We start from the raw sequence: 16,830 nt of genomic DNA on the forward strand, positions 1-16,830 counted from the left end.
AAACGCCGGCATGCCGTTGCGGATGCGTCCGCATGCGGCATGCCTGTTCCCGTGAGCCGTACTGGATAGAAATATCAGCAGGTGTAGGGATGCTGCAGCAGAATGGTTTCGTCGCGGTCCGGACCGGTCGAAATCATGGCGATCGGAATGCCGGCCACTTCCTCGACACGCTTCAGATAATTGCGCGCAGCTTCCGGCAACGCGTCCCACGACTTGATGCCGAAGGTCGAGGCATTCCAGCCGGGGAATTCCTCGTAGATCGGCTCGCAACGCGCCACGGCTTCTGAGCCGCGCGGGAGAACATCCACCACCTTGCCATCGAGCTTGTAGCCCACGCACAACTTGAGCGTCTTGAGGCCATCAAGCACATCAAGCTTGGTCATGCACAGGCCGGACACGCCATTGATCTGGATCGAGCGCTTGAGCGCTGCCGCATCGAGCCAGCCGGTACGGCGCGGACGGCCGGTGACTGAGCCGAATTCCTTGCCGACATTGGCCAGCTGCACACCGATGGGATCCTGGCGCTTGGGGTTGTCGTGGTCGTACAGCTCGCTCGGGAACGGACCGGAACCCACGCGCGTGCAGTATGCCTTGGTGATGCCGAGGATGTAGTGCAGCTTGCCCGGCCCCACGCCCGCACCCGCAGCCGCATTGCCGGCAACGCAGTTGCTCGAGGTGACGAACGGATACGTGCCGTGGTCGATGTCCAGCAGCGTGCCCTGCGCGCCTTCGAACATCAGGTTCTTGCCGGCGGCGTTGATGGCAAACAGTTCGGCCGAGACATCGGTCACCATCGGACGCAGGCGTTCGGCGTACGACAGCATGTGATCGAGCGTTTCCTGGAAATCGATGGGTTCCGCACCGAGATAGCCCGTCAGCATGAAGTTGTGCAGGTCAAGGTTCTCGCGCAGGCGCTCGGCGAACTGTTCGGGGAAGAAGAGATCCTGCACGCGCAGCGCGCGGCGCGCCACCTTGTCTTCGTAGGCCGGGCCGATGCCGCGTCCGGTCGTACCGATCTTGTCGGCACCGCGGCGCACTTCGCGCGCCTTGTCGATGGCGACGTGGTACGGCAGGATCAGCGTGGTAGCTTCAGAGATGCGCAGGCGATTGCAGACTTCCACGCCAGCCGCCTCGAGCTCGTCGATTTCCTTGAACAGCGCTTCCGGGGACAGGACCACGCCATTGCCGATGTAGCAGGCCACGCCGGCGCGCATGATGCCCGAGGGAATCAGGCGCAGGATGGTCTTCTTGCCACCAATGATCAGCGTATGCCCGGCGTTGTGACCGCCCTGGAAACGCACGACGCCCTGTGCGTGGTCGGTAAGCCAGTCGACGATCTTACCTTTTCCTTCGTCACCCCACTGGGTGCCGATCACGACGACGTTGCGCCCTTGGCTAACTGCTTGTGCGGACATGTTCAATTCACGGCTGGGTTAAAAACGTATTCTACCCTGTTACAGGCGAAATTCGACCGGATCCGTCCGGAGCGTGTCCGGGACGGCGCCAGCCGATTGTCGGTCAAGGGGCATCCGGTTGCCGGCCACCCCGTTGCAGACCAAGGGATAACGTGGCCGAAAGCAAGTATCAGCCACGGCGACCGGAGGAACGACAGGCGCGGTAACAGGTGCAGGACAGTGACGCGTCTAGGCGCGCTAGCGAATACAAGAAATACGAAAAAAACTGTGTTGCGTGGGTCAGGCACCCTGCGAGCAGGGCTCGACCTGCCATACGCCATTGACCCGTACCAGTTGGCGATCGCAAGCGAACTCATCCTGGTCGCCCGGATGACCAGGCAGTGCCTGGATCACGATTTCCCCCTTGGCCCGCAAGGCGGCGATCGCATCGCGCAGGGTTGGATCGGTTTCCCACGGTGCGCGGATCGCGTGGGCGCGCACCTCAACCGGCGAAATGGCGGCCACTTCACGCAGGTCGAGCGAAAAACCCGTCGCCGGCCGTGCGCGGCCAAAGGCCTCGCCCACCTTGTCGTACCGCCCGCCGCGCGCCACGGCGTTGGGCAGGCCCGGTACATAGGCGGCGAACATCACACCGCTGTGATAGTGATAGCCACGCAGGTCGGCCAGATCGACATTGATCTCGGTGCCCTGAAGCTGGCGCGCCAGCGCTTCCAGGTCATCAAGGGCACGCTGGATCGCGGGGTTGGCCGGCAAGGCCTGACGCGCGCGGGCGATCACGGAAACGTCGCCATACAGCGTCGGCAAGGCCAGGAATGCCTCGCGCAGCGGCGCATCGAGCGCGGCGGTCAAGTCGCGCAGCTCGGGCAGATCCTTGGATTCGAGCGCGGCAAACACCGCCTCTTCAGCCCCCCGCAGGCTGGTGGCCTGCTCCATCAGGGCTTCGAGCACACCAGCGTGGCACAGGTCCAGGCGCACATTATCGATGCCTGCTGCGGCCAGCGCGGCCAGCATCAGCTCCTGGATTTCCAGATCCGCTTCGAGCCCGGCATGGCCGTAGATCTCGGTGCCAACCTGGATCAGCTCGCGCGTCGCACGAAAGCCGGCCGGACGGGTATGCAGCACATTGCCGGCATAGCACAGCCGCGTCACGCCGGCACGGTTGAGCAGATGCGCATCGATGCGCGCAACCTGCGGCGTGATGTCGGCACGCAGGCCCATGGTGCGGCCGGACAACTGGTCGACCAGCTTGAATGTGCGCAGGTCGAGGTCGTGCCCCGTCCCCGTCAGCAGGGATTCGAGGTACTCAAGCATCGGTGGCATGACCAGCTCGTAGCCATAGGTGCGAAAAAGGTCGAGCATGCGCCGGCGCAACTCTTCGATCTTGCGCGCCTCCGACGGCAGGACGTCAGCAATGTTTTCGGGAAGGAGCCAATTGGTAGGCATGTCGAAACCAGATCAAATCAAAAGCTCCCGCCATCGAGCGGGAGCAGAGTAAAACGGAAAGCGGAAGCAGAAAGCGGCGTTGCCGCCGCTCCCTCACTGGGCAGGATCAGCGGCCGCCGGTGCCCGGGCTTCTCATGTTCTTGAAGAACTCCGAGGACGGATCGACCACGATCAAGTCTTTCTTGTCGCGGAAGCTACCGCGATAGGCTTCCATGCTGCGCCAGAACTGCGCGAACTGCGGATCGCGGCCGAACGACTCGCCGTAGATGGCAGTTGCCCGACTATCGCCCTCGCCCTTGAGTTTCTGCGCATCGCGGTAGGCTTCGGCCAGAATGACCTCACGCTGGCGGTCGGCGTCGGCACGGATCTTTTCACCTTCAGCTGCGCCAGTGGAACGCAGTTCGTTGGCGACGCGCTTGCGCTCCGCCTCCATTCGGCGATACACGGACTCACTGATTTCCGCCAGCAGGTCCACACGCTTGAGGCGTACGTCGATGATCTCGACACCGATGGACTTGGCGTAGTCGCGCATGCCATCGCGGATCTTCTTCATGACTTCCTCGCGCTCGCCGGCCACCACATCGGACACGGTACGCTTGGCAAACTCATCGCGAGCAATGGAGTTGATTTTCTGCGTCATGCTTTCCTGGCTGGTCCGCATGTCGCCCTTGAAGCTGACATAGAAGGTTTGCGGTTCGACGATGCGCCATTTGACGAACCAGTCGACCAGCAGGTTCTTCTTTTCCGCCGTAATGAAACGGTCGGCACCCGAGACATCGATGGTCTGCAGGCGGCGATCCATGAACATCACGTTCTGGAACGGCGGCGGCAGCTTGAAATGCAGGCCGGGCTCGCGCACCACCTGCTTGATCTCACCAAAGGCGAACACCACGGCGTACTGACGCTGATCCACCACGAACACGACAGACGACAACACGGCCAGGGCAATGAAGAGGCCGACGACAAGAGACACCAGACGATTCATGTCGCGCCCTCCTTAACGTGTTTCACGATCGCGGTTACGCAGCGCTTCGCGTGACCGTGGATCAGACTGGGCCGGCGGTTCGGCCGCGGGTTCGCTCGGTGCCGCCGGCGTGGCCGCACGGCCCTCGCCCTGCGACTGCGCAATCAGCTTGTCGAGCGGGAGGTACAGGAGGTTGTTGCCCTGCCGGGAATCCACCAGCACCTTGGTGGTATTGCTGTAGACCTGTTGCATGGTTTCCAGATAAATCCGGTCGCGCGTGACCTGCGGCGCCTTGGCGTATTCGGCCTGCACGGCGCGGAAGCGTGCGGCATCGCCCTCGGCTTGCGAGACGATGCGCGACTTGTAGCCCTCGGCTTCCTGCAGCAACCGCGCAGCGGTACCGCGTGCACGCGGGATGATGTCGTTGGCATAGGCCTGCCCTTCGCTGATGGCACGCTCGCGATCCTGGCCAGCCTTGGTCACGTCGGCAAAGGCTGCCTGTACCTGCTCGGGCGGCTGCACGCTCTGCACGTTGACACTGAGAATGCGAATGCCGCTCTTGTAGCTGGCGAGAATCCGCTGGATCGATTGCGCCAGGTCGATACCTACCTGGTCGCGTCCCTCGTACAGCACCGAGTTCATCGTGTTCTTGCCGACGATCTCGCGCACCGACGTTTCCGCGGCTTGCGCCACTAGCTCCTGATCGCCGTTCCGGTCCGTCTTGTTGAAGAACAGGAAATCGGTGGCGTTCTCGATGTTGTACTGCACGGTAAACCGTACATCGACGATATTCTCGTCCTGCGTCAGCATCGAGGAGTCTTTCTGGTTGGTGGCCTTGATCAGCGTGCTCGAACCCACTTCGATGGTCCGCACGGCCGACAGGTTGACCACCTCATGGCTCTGGATCGGCCACGGCATGCGCCAGTTGATACCGGCACCCGTGGAGTACTTGAAGCGGCCAAACTCCAGCACCACGCCGGTCTGCCCTTCCTGCACCATGAAGAAGCCGCTGGCCAGCCAGACGGCGCCCGCACCGATCAGCAGCGCACCCGCACCCAGGCCGGTCCCGCGTCCGCTCGGGCGGAAGCCCGAAGGTCCGCGGTCGTTCCCGCTGTCATTATTATTACCGCCGCCGTTATTGTCCTTGCGACCGATCAGGCCATTCAGGCGGCGGTTGAAATCCTTCCAGAGCTCGTCGAGATCCGGCGGCCCGCCATTGTTGCCGGGGCGCTGGTTCTGGCGCAGCGGTTCGTTGTCGTCTTGCGCGTCATTGTCACTGCGATTGTCGCCACGCCCCCAGCGGGGATCGTTCAGCGACAGGATCGCGCGCAGTCCGGTCCACAAGCGATTGGTGCGGGGTGCACGAGGGCGCCGGGCAGACAAACTGGGGATGTTCCGTAGAAACTGGGGCATGAAAAGCGCGTGTCCGGAGTGTGAAACGGGTCGATTCTATCAGTCCTCGCCGGGAATAGCGGGGATTGCGTGGTTGGAAAGCGGAGATTGCTGCATAAATCGCGGATCGGGCTCAGCTGGCGGCCGGCCGGCCGCAGCCTCCTCCCTCAAGCGCGTAGCAGCCTTGACAATGGCATCGCGCAACAGTTCCAGCCCCAGCCCCTCGCGCGCGCTGACGAACACGCGCGCGGGAAAACCGGTTTCATCGCGCTCAAGATGCGGCCCCTGGACCAGCAACTCGGGCGCTGCATCAATCTTGTTGATCACCACGATCTGGGGGATGCCGAGCGCATCGATTTCCTCCAGTACGCGGTTGACCTGCTGGATCTGCTCGTGCCGCACGGGACTCGATCCATCGACGACGTGCAGCAGGAGATCGGCATGTACCGTTTCCTCCAGGGTGGCACGGAACGCGGCGACGAGCTGGGTGGGCAGATCGCGGATAAAGCCGACCGTATCCGACAGCACGACATTGCCCAGCCCCTCCAGATACAGGCGGCGGGACGTCGTATCGAGTGTCGCGAACAGCTGGTCAGCGGCATAGGCGCGCGCCTTGGTCAGGCTGTTGAACAGCGTCGACTTGCCGGCGTTGGTATAGCCCACCAGGGAGACATTGAAAGCCTCATTGCGGGTACGCGCACGGCGCTGCGTATCGTGCTGGCGTTGCAGGCGGGTCAGGTCGGATTTCAGGCGCTTGGCGCGCTCGTCGAGCATCCGGCGATCCAGTTCGATCTGCCGCTCGCCAGGGCCGCCGCGCATGCCGATACCGCCCTTCTGCCGCTCCAGGTGGCTCCAGGCGCGTACCAGACGCGAAGCACGGTACTGCACCTGGGCGAGCTCGACCTGCACCTTGCCCACATGGCTCTGGGCGCGCTGGCCGAAAATATCGAGAATCAGCCCGGTACGGTCGAGCACGTAGCGGCCGGTGAAGCGCTCCAGATTCCGCTGCTGGGCAGGACTCAACGCATGATTGAAAATAATGATCTCGGCGTCGTAGGCATCCGCTGCGGTACGCAGCTCCTCAGCCTTGCCGCTGCCGATATACAGCGCGGGATCGGGCCGCTGGCGCTTGCCGGTCAGCGTATACACGGGCAGCGAACCCGCCGTGGTCGCCAGCAATGCAAGCTCATTCAGGCTTTCCTGGAAATCGTGCTTGCCGAAATCGACGCCGACAAGAATGGCGCGGATAGGCTCCGTCTGGGAGGTGGATTGGGATTGCAATCGGGAATGGGGTCCGGAAGGGTCGGAAATGGCGGCGGTGTGCCCGCGTCAGCGGGGCACACCGGACTGGATGATCAGCTGTCTGCCTCATCCACACGGAAGCTCACCGCACGGGCGGGAACCACGGTAGAAATGGCGTGCTTGTAGACCATCTGGGTGACCGTATTGCGCAGCAGCACAACATACTGGTCGAACGATTCGATATTGCCCTGCAGCTTGATGCCATTCACGAGATAGATGGACACCGGAACGTGCTCCTTGCGCAGCGCGTTCAGGAACGGGTCTTGTAGCAATTGCCCTTTGTTGCTCATGGCATACTCCATTTTCTATATGTAATGTTGATGGTCGAGGACTTCCGCCCTCTTGTGGGAGCTCGCACTCCCTTTGTGGGGGCTGATACCCCCTTCTCAAGCGTGGCAGCGCAAATACGCCCGAAAAAATTGCCACGCCGACGGGACACACAGCCGCTCGCCAAAAATTGCCCCGTTGTGGCAATTTAGCCTCAGTCGCAGGCGAACGCAAACAAAAACCTCGGCTGTACCGCTGTTTTCGCCTGACGAAACCACGCTGTGCTGCAGTCCTAGTCCTTCGAGTCGGAATACGGGTTTTTGTTCGTACGAAATTCAATTCTCAACGGCGTGCCCTTGAGTTGGAAGGCCGCACGGAACCGTCCTTCCAGGTAGCGCTTGTAGGTATCGGGGATCGCCGACAGCGCGTTGCCGTGAATGATGATGATGGGTGGATTGGAGCCGCCCTGGTGCGCATAGCGCAGCTTGGGGCGGCTGACCCCGGCGCGGCGCGGCTGTTGGAACTCCACGGCCTCCATCATGACGCGCGTGAGGCGCGGCGTGGACAGCTTGACCATGGCGGCCGCGTAAGCCGCATCAATCGACTTCATCAGGGGGCCGATGCCGGTCCGCTCGACGGCGGAAATGAAATGAAAATTGGCAAAGCTCAAAAATTTGAGCTTGCGCTCCATGTCGGCCTTGATCCGGTCACGGGTATGGCCATCCAGGCCATCCCACTTGTTGACGCCGACCACCAGTGCCCGTCCGGATTCGACAATGAAGCCTGCAATGTGCGCATCCTGCTCCGAGACATCCTGGCGGGCATCGAGCAGCAGGACGACGACATTGGCGTCGGCAATCGACTGCAGCGTCTTGACCACGGAAAACTTCTCGATGGCCTCGAATACCTTGCCGCGCTTGCGCAGGCCGGCCGTATCGATCAGCGTATACGGCTTGCCGCCGCGCTCGAATGGCACGTAGATGGCGTCACGCGTGGTACCGGGCATGTCGAAGGCAATCACGCGGTCTTCGCCGATGAGTGCATTGACAAGGGTCGACTTGCCAACGTTGGGGCGGCCCACGATGGCGATCTTGATACCCTGCGTGCCGTCGTCCGGCTCTTCCGCCAGTTCGGGTTTCTGCTGGATGGCCAGATCGATGGCTTCGTCGACAAGTTCGGCAACACCATCGCCATGTGCAGCGGAAATCACGAGTGGATCGCCCAGGCCGAGTTCGTAGAAATCCGCCGTGACCGAGGAATATTTCATGCCCTCGGCCTTGTTCACGACCAGCATGACCTGCCGCCCCGTCTTGCGCAGGTAGTCGGCGATCACGCGGTCCTGCGGGGCGAGCCCGAGCCGCCCGTCCACGATGAACACCACCGTATCGGCTTCCACCACGGCCTGGCGCGTCTGCTTGGCCATCTCGGCCATGATGCCGTCCTTGGCGACCGGCTCGAAACCGCCGGTGTCGATCACAATGAACGGACGCTCACCGATCCGGCCCTCGCCATAATGGCGATCGCGGGTCAGCCCGGGCAGGTCGGCCACGAGCGCGTCCCGCGAGCGGGTCAAGCGATTGAACAGGGTCGATTTGCCAACGTTCGGCCGACCGACGAGTGCGATAACTGGTTTCATGCAAAAACGGCAATGGGGGCGGCTTGGTCACCGCCCCCATTGTTCCTTATAAATCGTTGATGTCGCCATCTTACCCGGCCTCGGCCAGGCAGACGGCGGACATATGGCGGAATGTCAGTTGGGTACGAACGCGTACAGGTTGCCGTCCTTGGTCTGGACCACCACGGACTGGCCGCTCACCACGGGGGCCGAGGCGATGGCACTGCCATCGGTCTTCATCCGCGCCACGAATTTGCCATCCTGGCGGGCAAAGAAATGCACCTGTCCCTGGTAGTCGCCGGCGATGACCACATTACCAATGGCCAGCGGCGCTCCCAGGCGACGCCACAGCAGCGCATCGTTCTTCCATGCTTCCTTGCCATCGGCCTGGCTCATACCAGTCATGACGGACTGCTCGGTGCTTGCGAACAGCATGCCAGCTTCCGCGCTCACCCCTGTCGGGGACGAGAAATCACGGGTCCAGCGCGGTGCGCCGGTCGCCAGGTCAAAACAGCCGACCCGCCCCTGAAAGGCCACGGCACAGACTTCCTGGCCGCTCACCACCGGCATGCCGGTCACATCGTTCAAGCGCTCGATCTCCGACACGCCCTTCGGATACGATACCGTCGTTTCCCAGCGCAGCGAGCCGTTGTTCAGGCCGAGGTAGCCCAGCTTGCCACCCGGGAAGCCGGTGACGATCCCCTCACCGGCGAACACCATACCCATCGGAGAACGCAGGTTCAGGGCCGACTGGGTGCGCTGGTTGATCCAGCGGCGCTCGCCGCTGGCGGCATCGAGCCCGATGATGCGGGTATCGGTCGTGCGCACGACCACGAGGCCGTGCCCCACCAGCGGGGACGACAGCACCTCGCCATTCACTGAGGCCTTCCAGATCTGCTTACCGGACGCATCGAACGCGAAAACGAGGCCCTTCTCACCAGCCACGGCTGTGACCTTGCCGTCGCTACCAGGACCCGAGGTCAGGTCCACGTCCGTCTTGGCCTGCCAGATCGCCTTGCCGCTCGCCGCATCGAATGCGGCCACGTTGCCGCTGGCGGACGATGCGTACACCGCGTTACCCACGACGGCGGGCTGGAGCGTGAAGCGACCCATCTTGCCCACACTCGCGCTCCACACCTGGCGAACCGCCAGCGTCGCGTCGATCGGCTTCAACTCGGCCGGCTGGCGCTTGTCGTTCTTGCTCCACAGCGAACACCCTGAAACAGCCGCCGCCACCATCACGGCGGAAAGGGTCACACGCATTGCCGGCACCGCAAAAGCTCGCTTCATGAATCGTTCCCTATCAGGATTGAACTGTACGTCAGGCATCGCCACACTATCAGGCGTCGCCCAGGGCATCCAGCTTGAACTGGATCAGCTGGCGGGCCGTTCCCTGGTCCTTGCCGGCGGCTTCGAGGGCCTCACGGTAGGCGGTACGGGCCTCCGCGGCCTTGCCCTGCGCCGCGTACAGATCGCCGCGGCGGTCGGCCACCACGCCGGCAAAGGCCGCCGGAGGTTTGTCTTGCAGCAGGGCCAGCCCTTCGTCATAGGCTTTCTCATCGAGCAGCACACCGGCCAGGCGCACGCGCGCCAGCACTCGGTACTCCTCACGCTTGGCATGTTCCGCGGCCCACTTCAGATGGCTTTTTGCCGTCGCCAGGTCACCGGCGTCATACAGCGCGCGGGCCGCCAGCAAGGCGGTCATTTCGCCATAGGCGGTCTTGCCATACTTTTCCTGCATGTCGGCGGCGGATCGCTTGATGCGCTCGGCATCGCGTGCCTCGACTGCTTTCTGCACCTGCTCATACAGCAGTGCAGCGTCGGTGGCCTGCTTGCGCTGCCACCAGTTCCAGCCATTCCAGCCGGCCAGTGCCAGCATGACCACGAGCAGCACGGAGGTGATCCAGCCACCGTTCTTCTGCCACCATGCCTTGACGCTATCCAGCTTTTCCTGTTCTTCGAGATCGTAGGCCATATTACCGTGCTAGTTTGATCAATCAGACTTCCGTATGCCGCCGGCTTCGTCGCCGGCCAGCCCCCCACGCTGCGGAATTTATTCGTCGGCGCCGACCATTGCGTCGATGATATGGTCGACCAAGGCAGGCATCGGCACCGTCGCTTGCGTGGCAGCCCGCAGGTCCTTCACCTGGACGACGCCAGCCGCGATTTCATCGCCGCCAATGATAACCGCATAGGCCGCGCCACTGGCATCGGCGCGCTTCATCTGTGACTTGAAACTGCCGCTCGTGCCATCTGCAGTGCAATGCAGGATGACGTCGAGGCCGGCGTCACGCAGCCGCTCGCCGGCCAGCATGGCCTCGCGCTGCGCTTCTTCGCCCTGGTGCACGACGTAGACATCGCACCCGGGCGCATCCGGCACCAGGTTTTCTTCGCGCATCAGTTCGATGATGCGCTCCACGCCCATGGCCCAGCCACAGGCCGGCGCCGGCTTGCCGCCAATCATCTCGACCAGCGGATCATAGCGGCCGCCACCGGCAATGGTGCCCTGTGCGCCAAGTTTGTCGGTCACCCACTCGAACACCGTAAGGTTGTAGTAATCGAGGCCGCGCACCAGGCGGGGATTGATGGTGAACGGAATATTGTTGGCCTTGAGCAATTCCTGCACGCGCTCGAAATGGCGCAGCGATTCCGAGCCGAGATAGTCGATCAACTTCGGCGCGCCAGCCGCCATCTCCTGCAAGGCCGGATTCTTGGTATCGAGCACACGCAGCGGATTCGAATACAGGCGGCGCTTGCCATCCTCATCGAGAATGTCCTGGAATTTTTCCAGATAGGCGATCAGGTCACGCCGGTGCGCAGCACGTTCTTCCGACTGGCCCAGCGAGTTGAGCTGGAGCTGCACGCCGACGAGGCCCAGGTCGTCCCAGAGGCGCTGGCACATCATGATGATTTCGGCATCGATGTCCGGACCCGCGAATCCGAGCGCTTCGGCGCCAACCTGATGGAACTGGCGGTAGCGGCCGCGCTGCGGGCGCTCGTGCCGGAACATCGGGCCGGTATACCACAGCCGCTTGGGGCCGTCGTACAGCAAGTTGTGTTCGATAGTGGCACGGACTGCCGCTGCGGTTCCTTCAGGGCGCAGCGTCAGGTGTTCGCCATTGAGCGCATCGGTAAAGGAATACATCTCTTTTTCAACGATGTCGGTCACTTCGCCGATGCCTCGCACGAACAGCTGGGTATGCTCGACGATCGGGGTGCGGATCTGCTGGTAACCGTACGCCCGCAGCATGCTACGCACGGCGCTTTCGAAGTGTTCCCACAGCGGTGCATCGGCGGGCAGCATGTCGTTCATGCCTTTGACGCCGGAAAGCTTTTGCGCACGCGCCTGGACTGGCTCTGTCATGATTTGCAGGTTCTATTGATTATTCAGTTGAGCGAAACGTCTACGCGGGCCGGCTACGCCGCAGCATCGCTGCCGGCTGCATCATGCTGCCCGTAGCGGCGTTTCACATAGTCATCGACGATCGCCTGGAATTCCTCGGCGATACGTTCACCGCGCAAGGTCTTGACCTTGACGCCATCGACAAACACGGGAGCGGCCGGCGACTCGCCCGAACCCGGCAGCGAGATGCCGATATTCGCGTGCTTGCTTTCACCGGGGCCGTTGACAATGCAGCCCATCACGGCCACATCCATTTCCTCGACACCGGGATACAGTGTTTTCCATTGCGGCATCTGCTGGCGCAGATAACTCTGGATACTCGCCGCCAGCTCCTGGAACACCGTGCTGGTGGTCCGTCCGCAGCCGGGACAGGCAATGACCATGGGCGTGAAGTTGCGCAGGCCCATGGTCTGCAGGATCTCCTGCCCGACAATCACCTCGTTTTCGCGCGGCGCCCCGGGTTCCGGCGTCAGCGAGATCCGGATGGTATCGCCGATGCCTTCCTGCAGCAGCACGGAGAGCGCAGCGGTCGACGCCACGATGCCTTTGCTGCCCATGCCGGCTTCGGTCAGGCCGAGATGGAGCGCATAGTCGCAGCGCTGGGCCAGTTCACGGTAGACCGCGATCAGGTCTTGCACGGACGAAACCTTGCATGACAGGATGATCTGTCCGCCCGGCAAGCCTATGTCTTCAGCGCGGCGCGCCGACTCGATGGCCGAAGTGATCAATGCCTCGATCATCACGCTTTGTGCCGGCCACGGCGTGGCACGCGCGGCATTCTCGTCCATCACACGCGCCAGCAGGTCCTGGTCGAGGCTACCCCAATTGACACCAATACGCACCGGCTTGTCGTAGCGGCAGGCGATCTCGATCATCTGGCTGAATTGCAGATCACGCTTGGCGCCCTTGCCCACGTTGCCCGGATTGATGCGGTATTTGGACAGCGCCTGTGCACAGGCCGGAAAATCCTTCAGCAACGTATGACCGTTGTAGTGAAAATCGCCGACCAGCGGTACGTCGATGCCCATGCGGTCAAGCTGCTCACGGATTGCGGGCACCGCCGCCGCTGCCTCGGGCGTATTCACGGTCAGGCGCACGAGTTCGGAGCCGGCACGCGCCAGGTCCTTCACCTGGATCGCCGTGCCAATCACGTCAACCGTATCGGTGTTGGTCATCGACTGCACACGCACCGGTGCATCGCCGCCGATCGTGACCAGCCGCTCTCCCCAACGCACCTCGGCCATGCGCGAACGGCGGCGTGGCAGCGGACCTGGCAAGGTCGGCTGGCACTGGTTCGGGCGGGAGGTGTCCTGCTTCATCATCGACTCGATCGTTATCTGGTGGTGCGTGCGGTACAACTCTGCAATGCTTACTGCGGCAATTTCATGCGCGCGACGTTGTTGCGGGCAAACTGGCTGATGTCGACAGACTGGCCTCCCACCTTCAAGGCTGCCACGCCACGTGCATTGCCGAATACGAAGCTGTACGGCGCTGTACCGGACAATACCTGTTCTTCGCCGGCACGCGCGGTACCGGAGGCAATGACCTTGCCGCCATGGTCACGCACTTCGTACCATACGGGTTCGGAAAACTGCATGACAATATCACCGGCCGCTGTCACAGCTGTCGTCGGCGTTGCCGCGGCGACCGGCACCGCGCTGGCATCGGATGCGGATGCCGCGACCGGTGCGGATGCGCCCTGCTGCAGAGCCGCCGCAGGAAGCAGCGTCGCGACGGTGCCCTGCTCATTCGCTCCATTCGCTCCAGGGGGTGCAGCTTCAGGCACTGGCGTGGCCGTCACGGCGACGGTATCGAGCACATCGCTCTGTCCGGCAAGCCAGCCGCGCATGCGATCGAGACTGAACAGCAGCACGGCGCACACAGCGATCAACGCCAGGGCAATCCACAGCCAGCGCAGCCGGAATGCCGGACGATCCATGGAACTGCGGCCGCTGAATTTCTGGCCAAGTCCTGTTTCCGGACGCAGTCCGAGTGTGGCCTGCGCAGTCGGGCTTTTCAGCCGTGCCGGCAAATCGCCCAGATCGACATCGAGGACGCGCCCATAGGCGCGCATGAGGCCTTGCGCGAACGTTACGTCAAGCAGGCCATCGAGATCGCCTTTTTCCACCAGGGCCAGTCGTGCCACGGGAACCTTGAGGCGCACACTGATCTCGTCCAGCGGCAGTTGCTGCGCGAGGCGCGCTTCCTGCAACATCGCACCGATGGTCTTAGCGATATCCGCCGCCGATCCGGCCTGCGCAGACGCGGAGGATACTGTGCCGGCTGTTTCGCCTGTCAGTCCTGCCTTGTCCGGCCCCTGTTCACTCATCCCATGCCCCTCGCTCGAAAGCCGCCAGCTCCCGCGAATCCGGGAAGCTGCGGCGCAATTGTTCCGTCAAAGCATCCTGCAGGCGTCGATCGTCCAGGCGATGTGCGATGCGCGCGCCCAGCCAGAGCGATTCGGCATTCGCAAAACGAGGATCCTGATTGACCCGCATGATGAATGGGCGAGCCGTACCGGCATCGCCTCGCTTGTAATACAGGGCCGCCAGATTGGTATTGGCGACCGGATTGCGTTCATCCAGATAATGTGCACGCAGCAAGGCGCGCTCGGCATTGGCGACATCGCCATTGCGCAGATGGCACAAGCCCAGATTGATCATCGGCTTGGTGACCCCGCCAGCCGACGGCGAACCGATCGCCTTGTCCAGCATCGCCACCGCTTCCTGGTAGCGGTTGGTCCCGCACAGGAACCAGCCGTAGTTACTCAGCAGGTCGCCATCAGTGGGCTTGGCGGACAGGGCGCGCCGGAAATTGTCCTCGGCCAGCTGCGGCTCGCGCAGGTTCATGTAGGCCAGCGCGCGGATGTGGTATGCGTCGGGCAACGAGGAATCGAGCGCCAACGCCTTGTTGACTTCGTCGAGCGCCACCGAGAACTGGCTCGCCTCGAGATACGTCGCCGCCAGCTGCAGGCGGATGGCGGCGCGGCGCGCGACATCGGTTTGCGGTGACAGGGAATCCTGACCTTGTGCCGTGGTTTGCGGCCCGGTGGCACCACATGCGGACAGCAGCGCTGCTGCCAGGAAAGCCATTACCCCTGCACGATTCATGCGGGCCGCACCTCGTGTGATGGTTGTCCGTCCGTGTCTGCCACAGCTGCGGCCACAGGCACGATCGGCGTGATCGGACCGAACTTGCCGCGCTCCGCGAGGCGCGTGCGATCCTTGACGTCGCCAGCCAACTGACCGCAGGCCGCGTCGATATCGTCCCCGCGTGTCTTGCGGATGGTGGTCACGATGCCGGCATCGATCAGCACCTGCCCGAAGCGGCGGATCTGCTCATTGTTCGAGCGCTTCAGCCCGGACTCGGGGAACGGATTGAACGGAATCAGGTTGAACTTGCATGGCACATCGGCCACGAGTGCCACCAGCTCGCGCGCATGTGCGATGGAGTCGTTCACGCCATCGAGCATGCAGTATTCGAAAGTGATGAAATCGCGCGGCGCAAAGGCAAGATAGCGCCGGCAGGCGGCCATCAGCTCGGCCAGCGGATACTTCTTGTTGAGCGGCACCAGCACGTCGCGTAGTGCATCGTTCGAGGCGTGCAGCGAGACCGCGAGCGCTACCGGCAGGTCGCGCGCCAGGCGGTCGATCATTGGCACCACGCCGGAAGTGGACAACGTCACGCGGCGCCGCGACAGCCCATAGGCATTGTCGTCAAGCATCAGCCGCATGGCCGTGACGACCGGCTCGTAATTGAGCAGCGGCTCGCCCATGCCCATCATGACCACATTGGTGATCACGCGCGGATCCTTCGGCCCGCGCCCGAGCCGGGCACGCATGGCAAACTCGGCCATCCACAGCTGGCCGATGATCTCGCCGGCCGTCAGGTTACGGCTGAAGCCCTGCTTGCCCGTGGAGCAGAAGCGGCAATTCACCGCGCAGCCGGCTTGCGAGGACACGCACAGCGTGCCGCGCGTTTCCTCGGGAATATAGACCGTCTCGACCGCATTGCCACCGCCGACATCGATCAGCCACTTGCGTGTGCCGTCGGATGAGATATGGTCGGTGATCGCCTGCGGCGTCCGGATTTCGGCACGCGTCGCCAGCTTCTCGCGCAGCGAGCGGGCCAGATCGGTCATGCCATCGAAGTTATCGGCACCGGACTGGTGGATCCAGCGCTGCAGCTGACGCGCCCGGAACGGCTTCTCCCCGAGCTGGCCGCAATACGCAGCCAGACCGTCCGCATCGAAGTCGAGCAGGTTGACGAGAGAAGACATGTCCGTGGGCACTTCAGTGAGCGTTTTTCCGTTAGGAAATGGACGATCAGCGGCTGTAAACGTTCATTCCGGGGAAGAAGAAAGCAACTTCCACGGCAGCGGTTTCAGCGGCGTCCGAGCCGTGCACGGCGTTGGCGTCGATGCTGTCGGCGAAATCAGCGCGGATCGTGCCTTTCTCGGCCTTCTTCGGATCGGTGGCGCCCATCAGTTCGCGGTTCTTGGCGATGGCGTTCTCGCCTTCCAGCGCCTGGATCATCACCGGGCCGGAAACCATGAAGTCGACCAGATCCTTGAAGAACGGACGCTCCTTGTGCACAGCATAGAACTGTTCGGCTTCGCCGCGCGACAGGTGAACCATCTTGGCGGCGATCACCTTCAGACCGGCGCTTTCGAAACGGCTGTAGATCTGGCCGATCACGTTCTTTGCCACTGCGTCCGGCTTAATGATCGACAGGGTACGTTCGATAGCCATAAAAAACTCCAAAAAATGAATGGGTTAGGTTTAAATCAAGCTCGTGATTCTAGCATGAACGCCGCAACAAATCAGCGTCAGACCGCGCTTTGGGCCGGTTTTGCCCGCACTTTTGCGGCATGCCGAACCGCACTGAAAAAAACTGAACTGCGACATGTCATTCCGTTCTAATCTGCAGCCATGCGTTTATGGCATCATGACGCGCACGGCGTTGGAATGAGGCGGATACGTCTCAAAAAAACCGGTACAGGTCTTGCAACATCACCAATCCGGCGCCA

15 protein-coding genes are annotated in these 16,830 nt (G+C 62.5%); all 15 read right to left on the minus strand.

Going from position 1 to position 16,830, the window contains the following annotated elements; genetic code table 11:
* Nucleotides 1–74: 74 nt before the first annotated feature.
* The 15 genes from ACQ3C8_RS07955 to ndk all read right to left on the minus strand — a co-directional run bounded on the left by ACQ3C8_RS07955 (nt 75) and on the right by ndk (nt 16,552).
* On the minus strand, nt 75–1,415 hold the full coding sequence (locus tag ACQ3C8_RS07955) for an adenylosuccinate synthase (protein WP_009524151.1): 1,341 nt from the start codon (nt 1,413–1,415) through the stop codon (nt 75–77).
* A 279-nt stretch (nt 1,416–1,694) separates the two neighbouring features.
* Nucleotides 1,695–2,858 (minus strand): ATP phosphoribosyltransferase regulatory subunit, encoded by a 1,164-nt coding sequence (locus ACQ3C8_RS07960; RefSeq protein WP_428851206.1) that lies wholly within the window; start codon nt 2,856–2,858, stop codon nt 1,695–1,697.
* Between the two features lie 106 nt (nt 2,859–2,964).
* Nucleotides 2,965–3,843, minus strand: a complete 879-nt coding sequence (gene hflC, locus ACQ3C8_RS07965; protein ID WP_009524149.1) for a protease modulator HflC — start codon at nt 3,841–3,843, stop codon at nt 2,965–2,967.
* 12 nt (nt 3,844–3,855) lie between these two features.
* Nucleotides 3,856–5,235, minus strand: a complete 1,380-nt coding sequence (gene hflK / locus ACQ3C8_RS07970; protein WP_428851207.1) for an FtsH protease activity modulator HflK — start codon at nt 5,233–5,235, stop codon at nt 3,856–3,858.
* A gap of 39 nt (nt 5,236–5,274) precedes the next feature.
* Complete coding sequence (gene hflX, locus ACQ3C8_RS07975; RefSeq protein ID WP_037031005.1) at nt 5,275–6,495, minus strand: GTPase HflX; 1,221 nt, start codon at nt 6,493–6,495, stop codon at nt 5,275–5,277.
* Between the two features lie 74 nt (nt 6,496–6,569).
* Nucleotides 6,570–6,806: an RNA chaperone Hfq gene (gene hfq, locus ACQ3C8_RS07980; RefSeq protein WP_009524146.1), complete on the minus strand. Its 237-nt coding sequence runs from the start codon at nt 6,804–6,806 to the stop codon at nt 6,570–6,572.
* A gap of 269 nt (nt 6,807–7,075) precedes the next feature.
* The gene (gene der, locus ACQ3C8_RS07985) at nt 7,076–8,419 is read right to left on the minus strand and encodes a ribosome biogenesis GTPase Der (RefSeq protein WP_009524145.1); all 1,344 of its coding nucleotides are present in this window, start codon (nt 8,417–8,419) and stop codon (nt 7,076–7,078) included.
* A 114-nt stretch (nt 8,420–8,533) separates the two neighbouring features.
* Nucleotides 8,534–9,688 (minus strand): outer membrane protein assembly factor BamB, encoded by a 1,155-nt coding sequence (bamB, locus tag ACQ3C8_RS07990; RefSeq protein WP_009524144.1) that lies wholly within the window; start codon nt 9,686–9,688, stop codon nt 8,534–8,536.
* 49 nt (nt 9,689–9,737) lie between these two features.
* A complete protein-coding gene (locus ACQ3C8_RS07995) occupies nt 9,738–10,373 on the minus strand; it encodes a YfgM family protein (RefSeq protein ID WP_428851208.1) in 636 nt (211 codons plus the stop codon).
* 78 nt (nt 10,374–10,451) lie between these two features.
* The gene (gene hisS / locus ACQ3C8_RS08000; RefSeq protein WP_428851209.1) at nt 10,452–11,762 is read right to left on the minus strand and encodes a histidine--tRNA ligase; all 1,311 of its coding nucleotides are present in this window, start codon (nt 11,760–11,762) and stop codon (nt 10,452–10,454) included.
* 53 nt (nt 11,763–11,815) lie between these two features.
* On the minus strand, nt 11,816–13,120 hold the full coding sequence (gene ispG / locus ACQ3C8_RS08005; protein ID WP_428853049.1) for a flavodoxin-dependent (E)-4-hydroxy-3-methylbut-2-enyl-diphosphate synthase: 1,305 nt from the start codon (nt 13,118–13,120) through the stop codon (nt 11,816–11,818).
* Between the two features lie 50 nt (nt 13,121–13,170).
* Entirely contained in the window at nt 13,171–14,130 is a 960-nt protein-coding gene (locus ACQ3C8_RS08010; protein ID WP_428851210.1) for a helix-turn-helix domain-containing protein, read from the minus strand.
* On the minus strand, nt 14,123–14,911 hold the full coding sequence (gene pilW / locus ACQ3C8_RS08015; protein ID WP_009524139.1) for a type IV pilus biogenesis/stability protein PilW: 789 nt from the start codon (nt 14,909–14,911) through the stop codon (nt 14,123–14,125). The genes ACQ3C8_RS08010 and pilW overlap by 8 nt, the downstream gene beginning before the upstream one ends.
* Nucleotides 14,908–16,080: a 23S rRNA (adenine(2503)-C(2))-methyltransferase RlmN gene (gene rlmN, locus ACQ3C8_RS08020; protein ID WP_009524138.1), complete on the minus strand. Its 1,173-nt coding sequence runs from the start codon at nt 16,078–16,080 to the stop codon at nt 14,908–14,910. Before rlmN ends, pilW begins: the two co-directional genes overlap by 4 nt.
* A 46-nt stretch (nt 16,081–16,126) precedes the next feature.
* Entirely contained in the window at nt 16,127–16,552 is a 426-nt protein-coding gene (gene ndk, locus ACQ3C8_RS08025) for a nucleoside-diphosphate kinase (protein ID WP_009524137.1), read from the minus strand.
* Nucleotides 16,553–16,830: the final 278 nt, after the last annotated feature.

It is taken from the genome of Imbroritus primus (genome assembly GCF_964332355.1).
Taxonomy (GTDB): Bacteria; Pseudomonadota; Gammaproteobacteria; order Burkholderiales; family Burkholderiaceae; genus Imbroritus; species Imbroritus primus.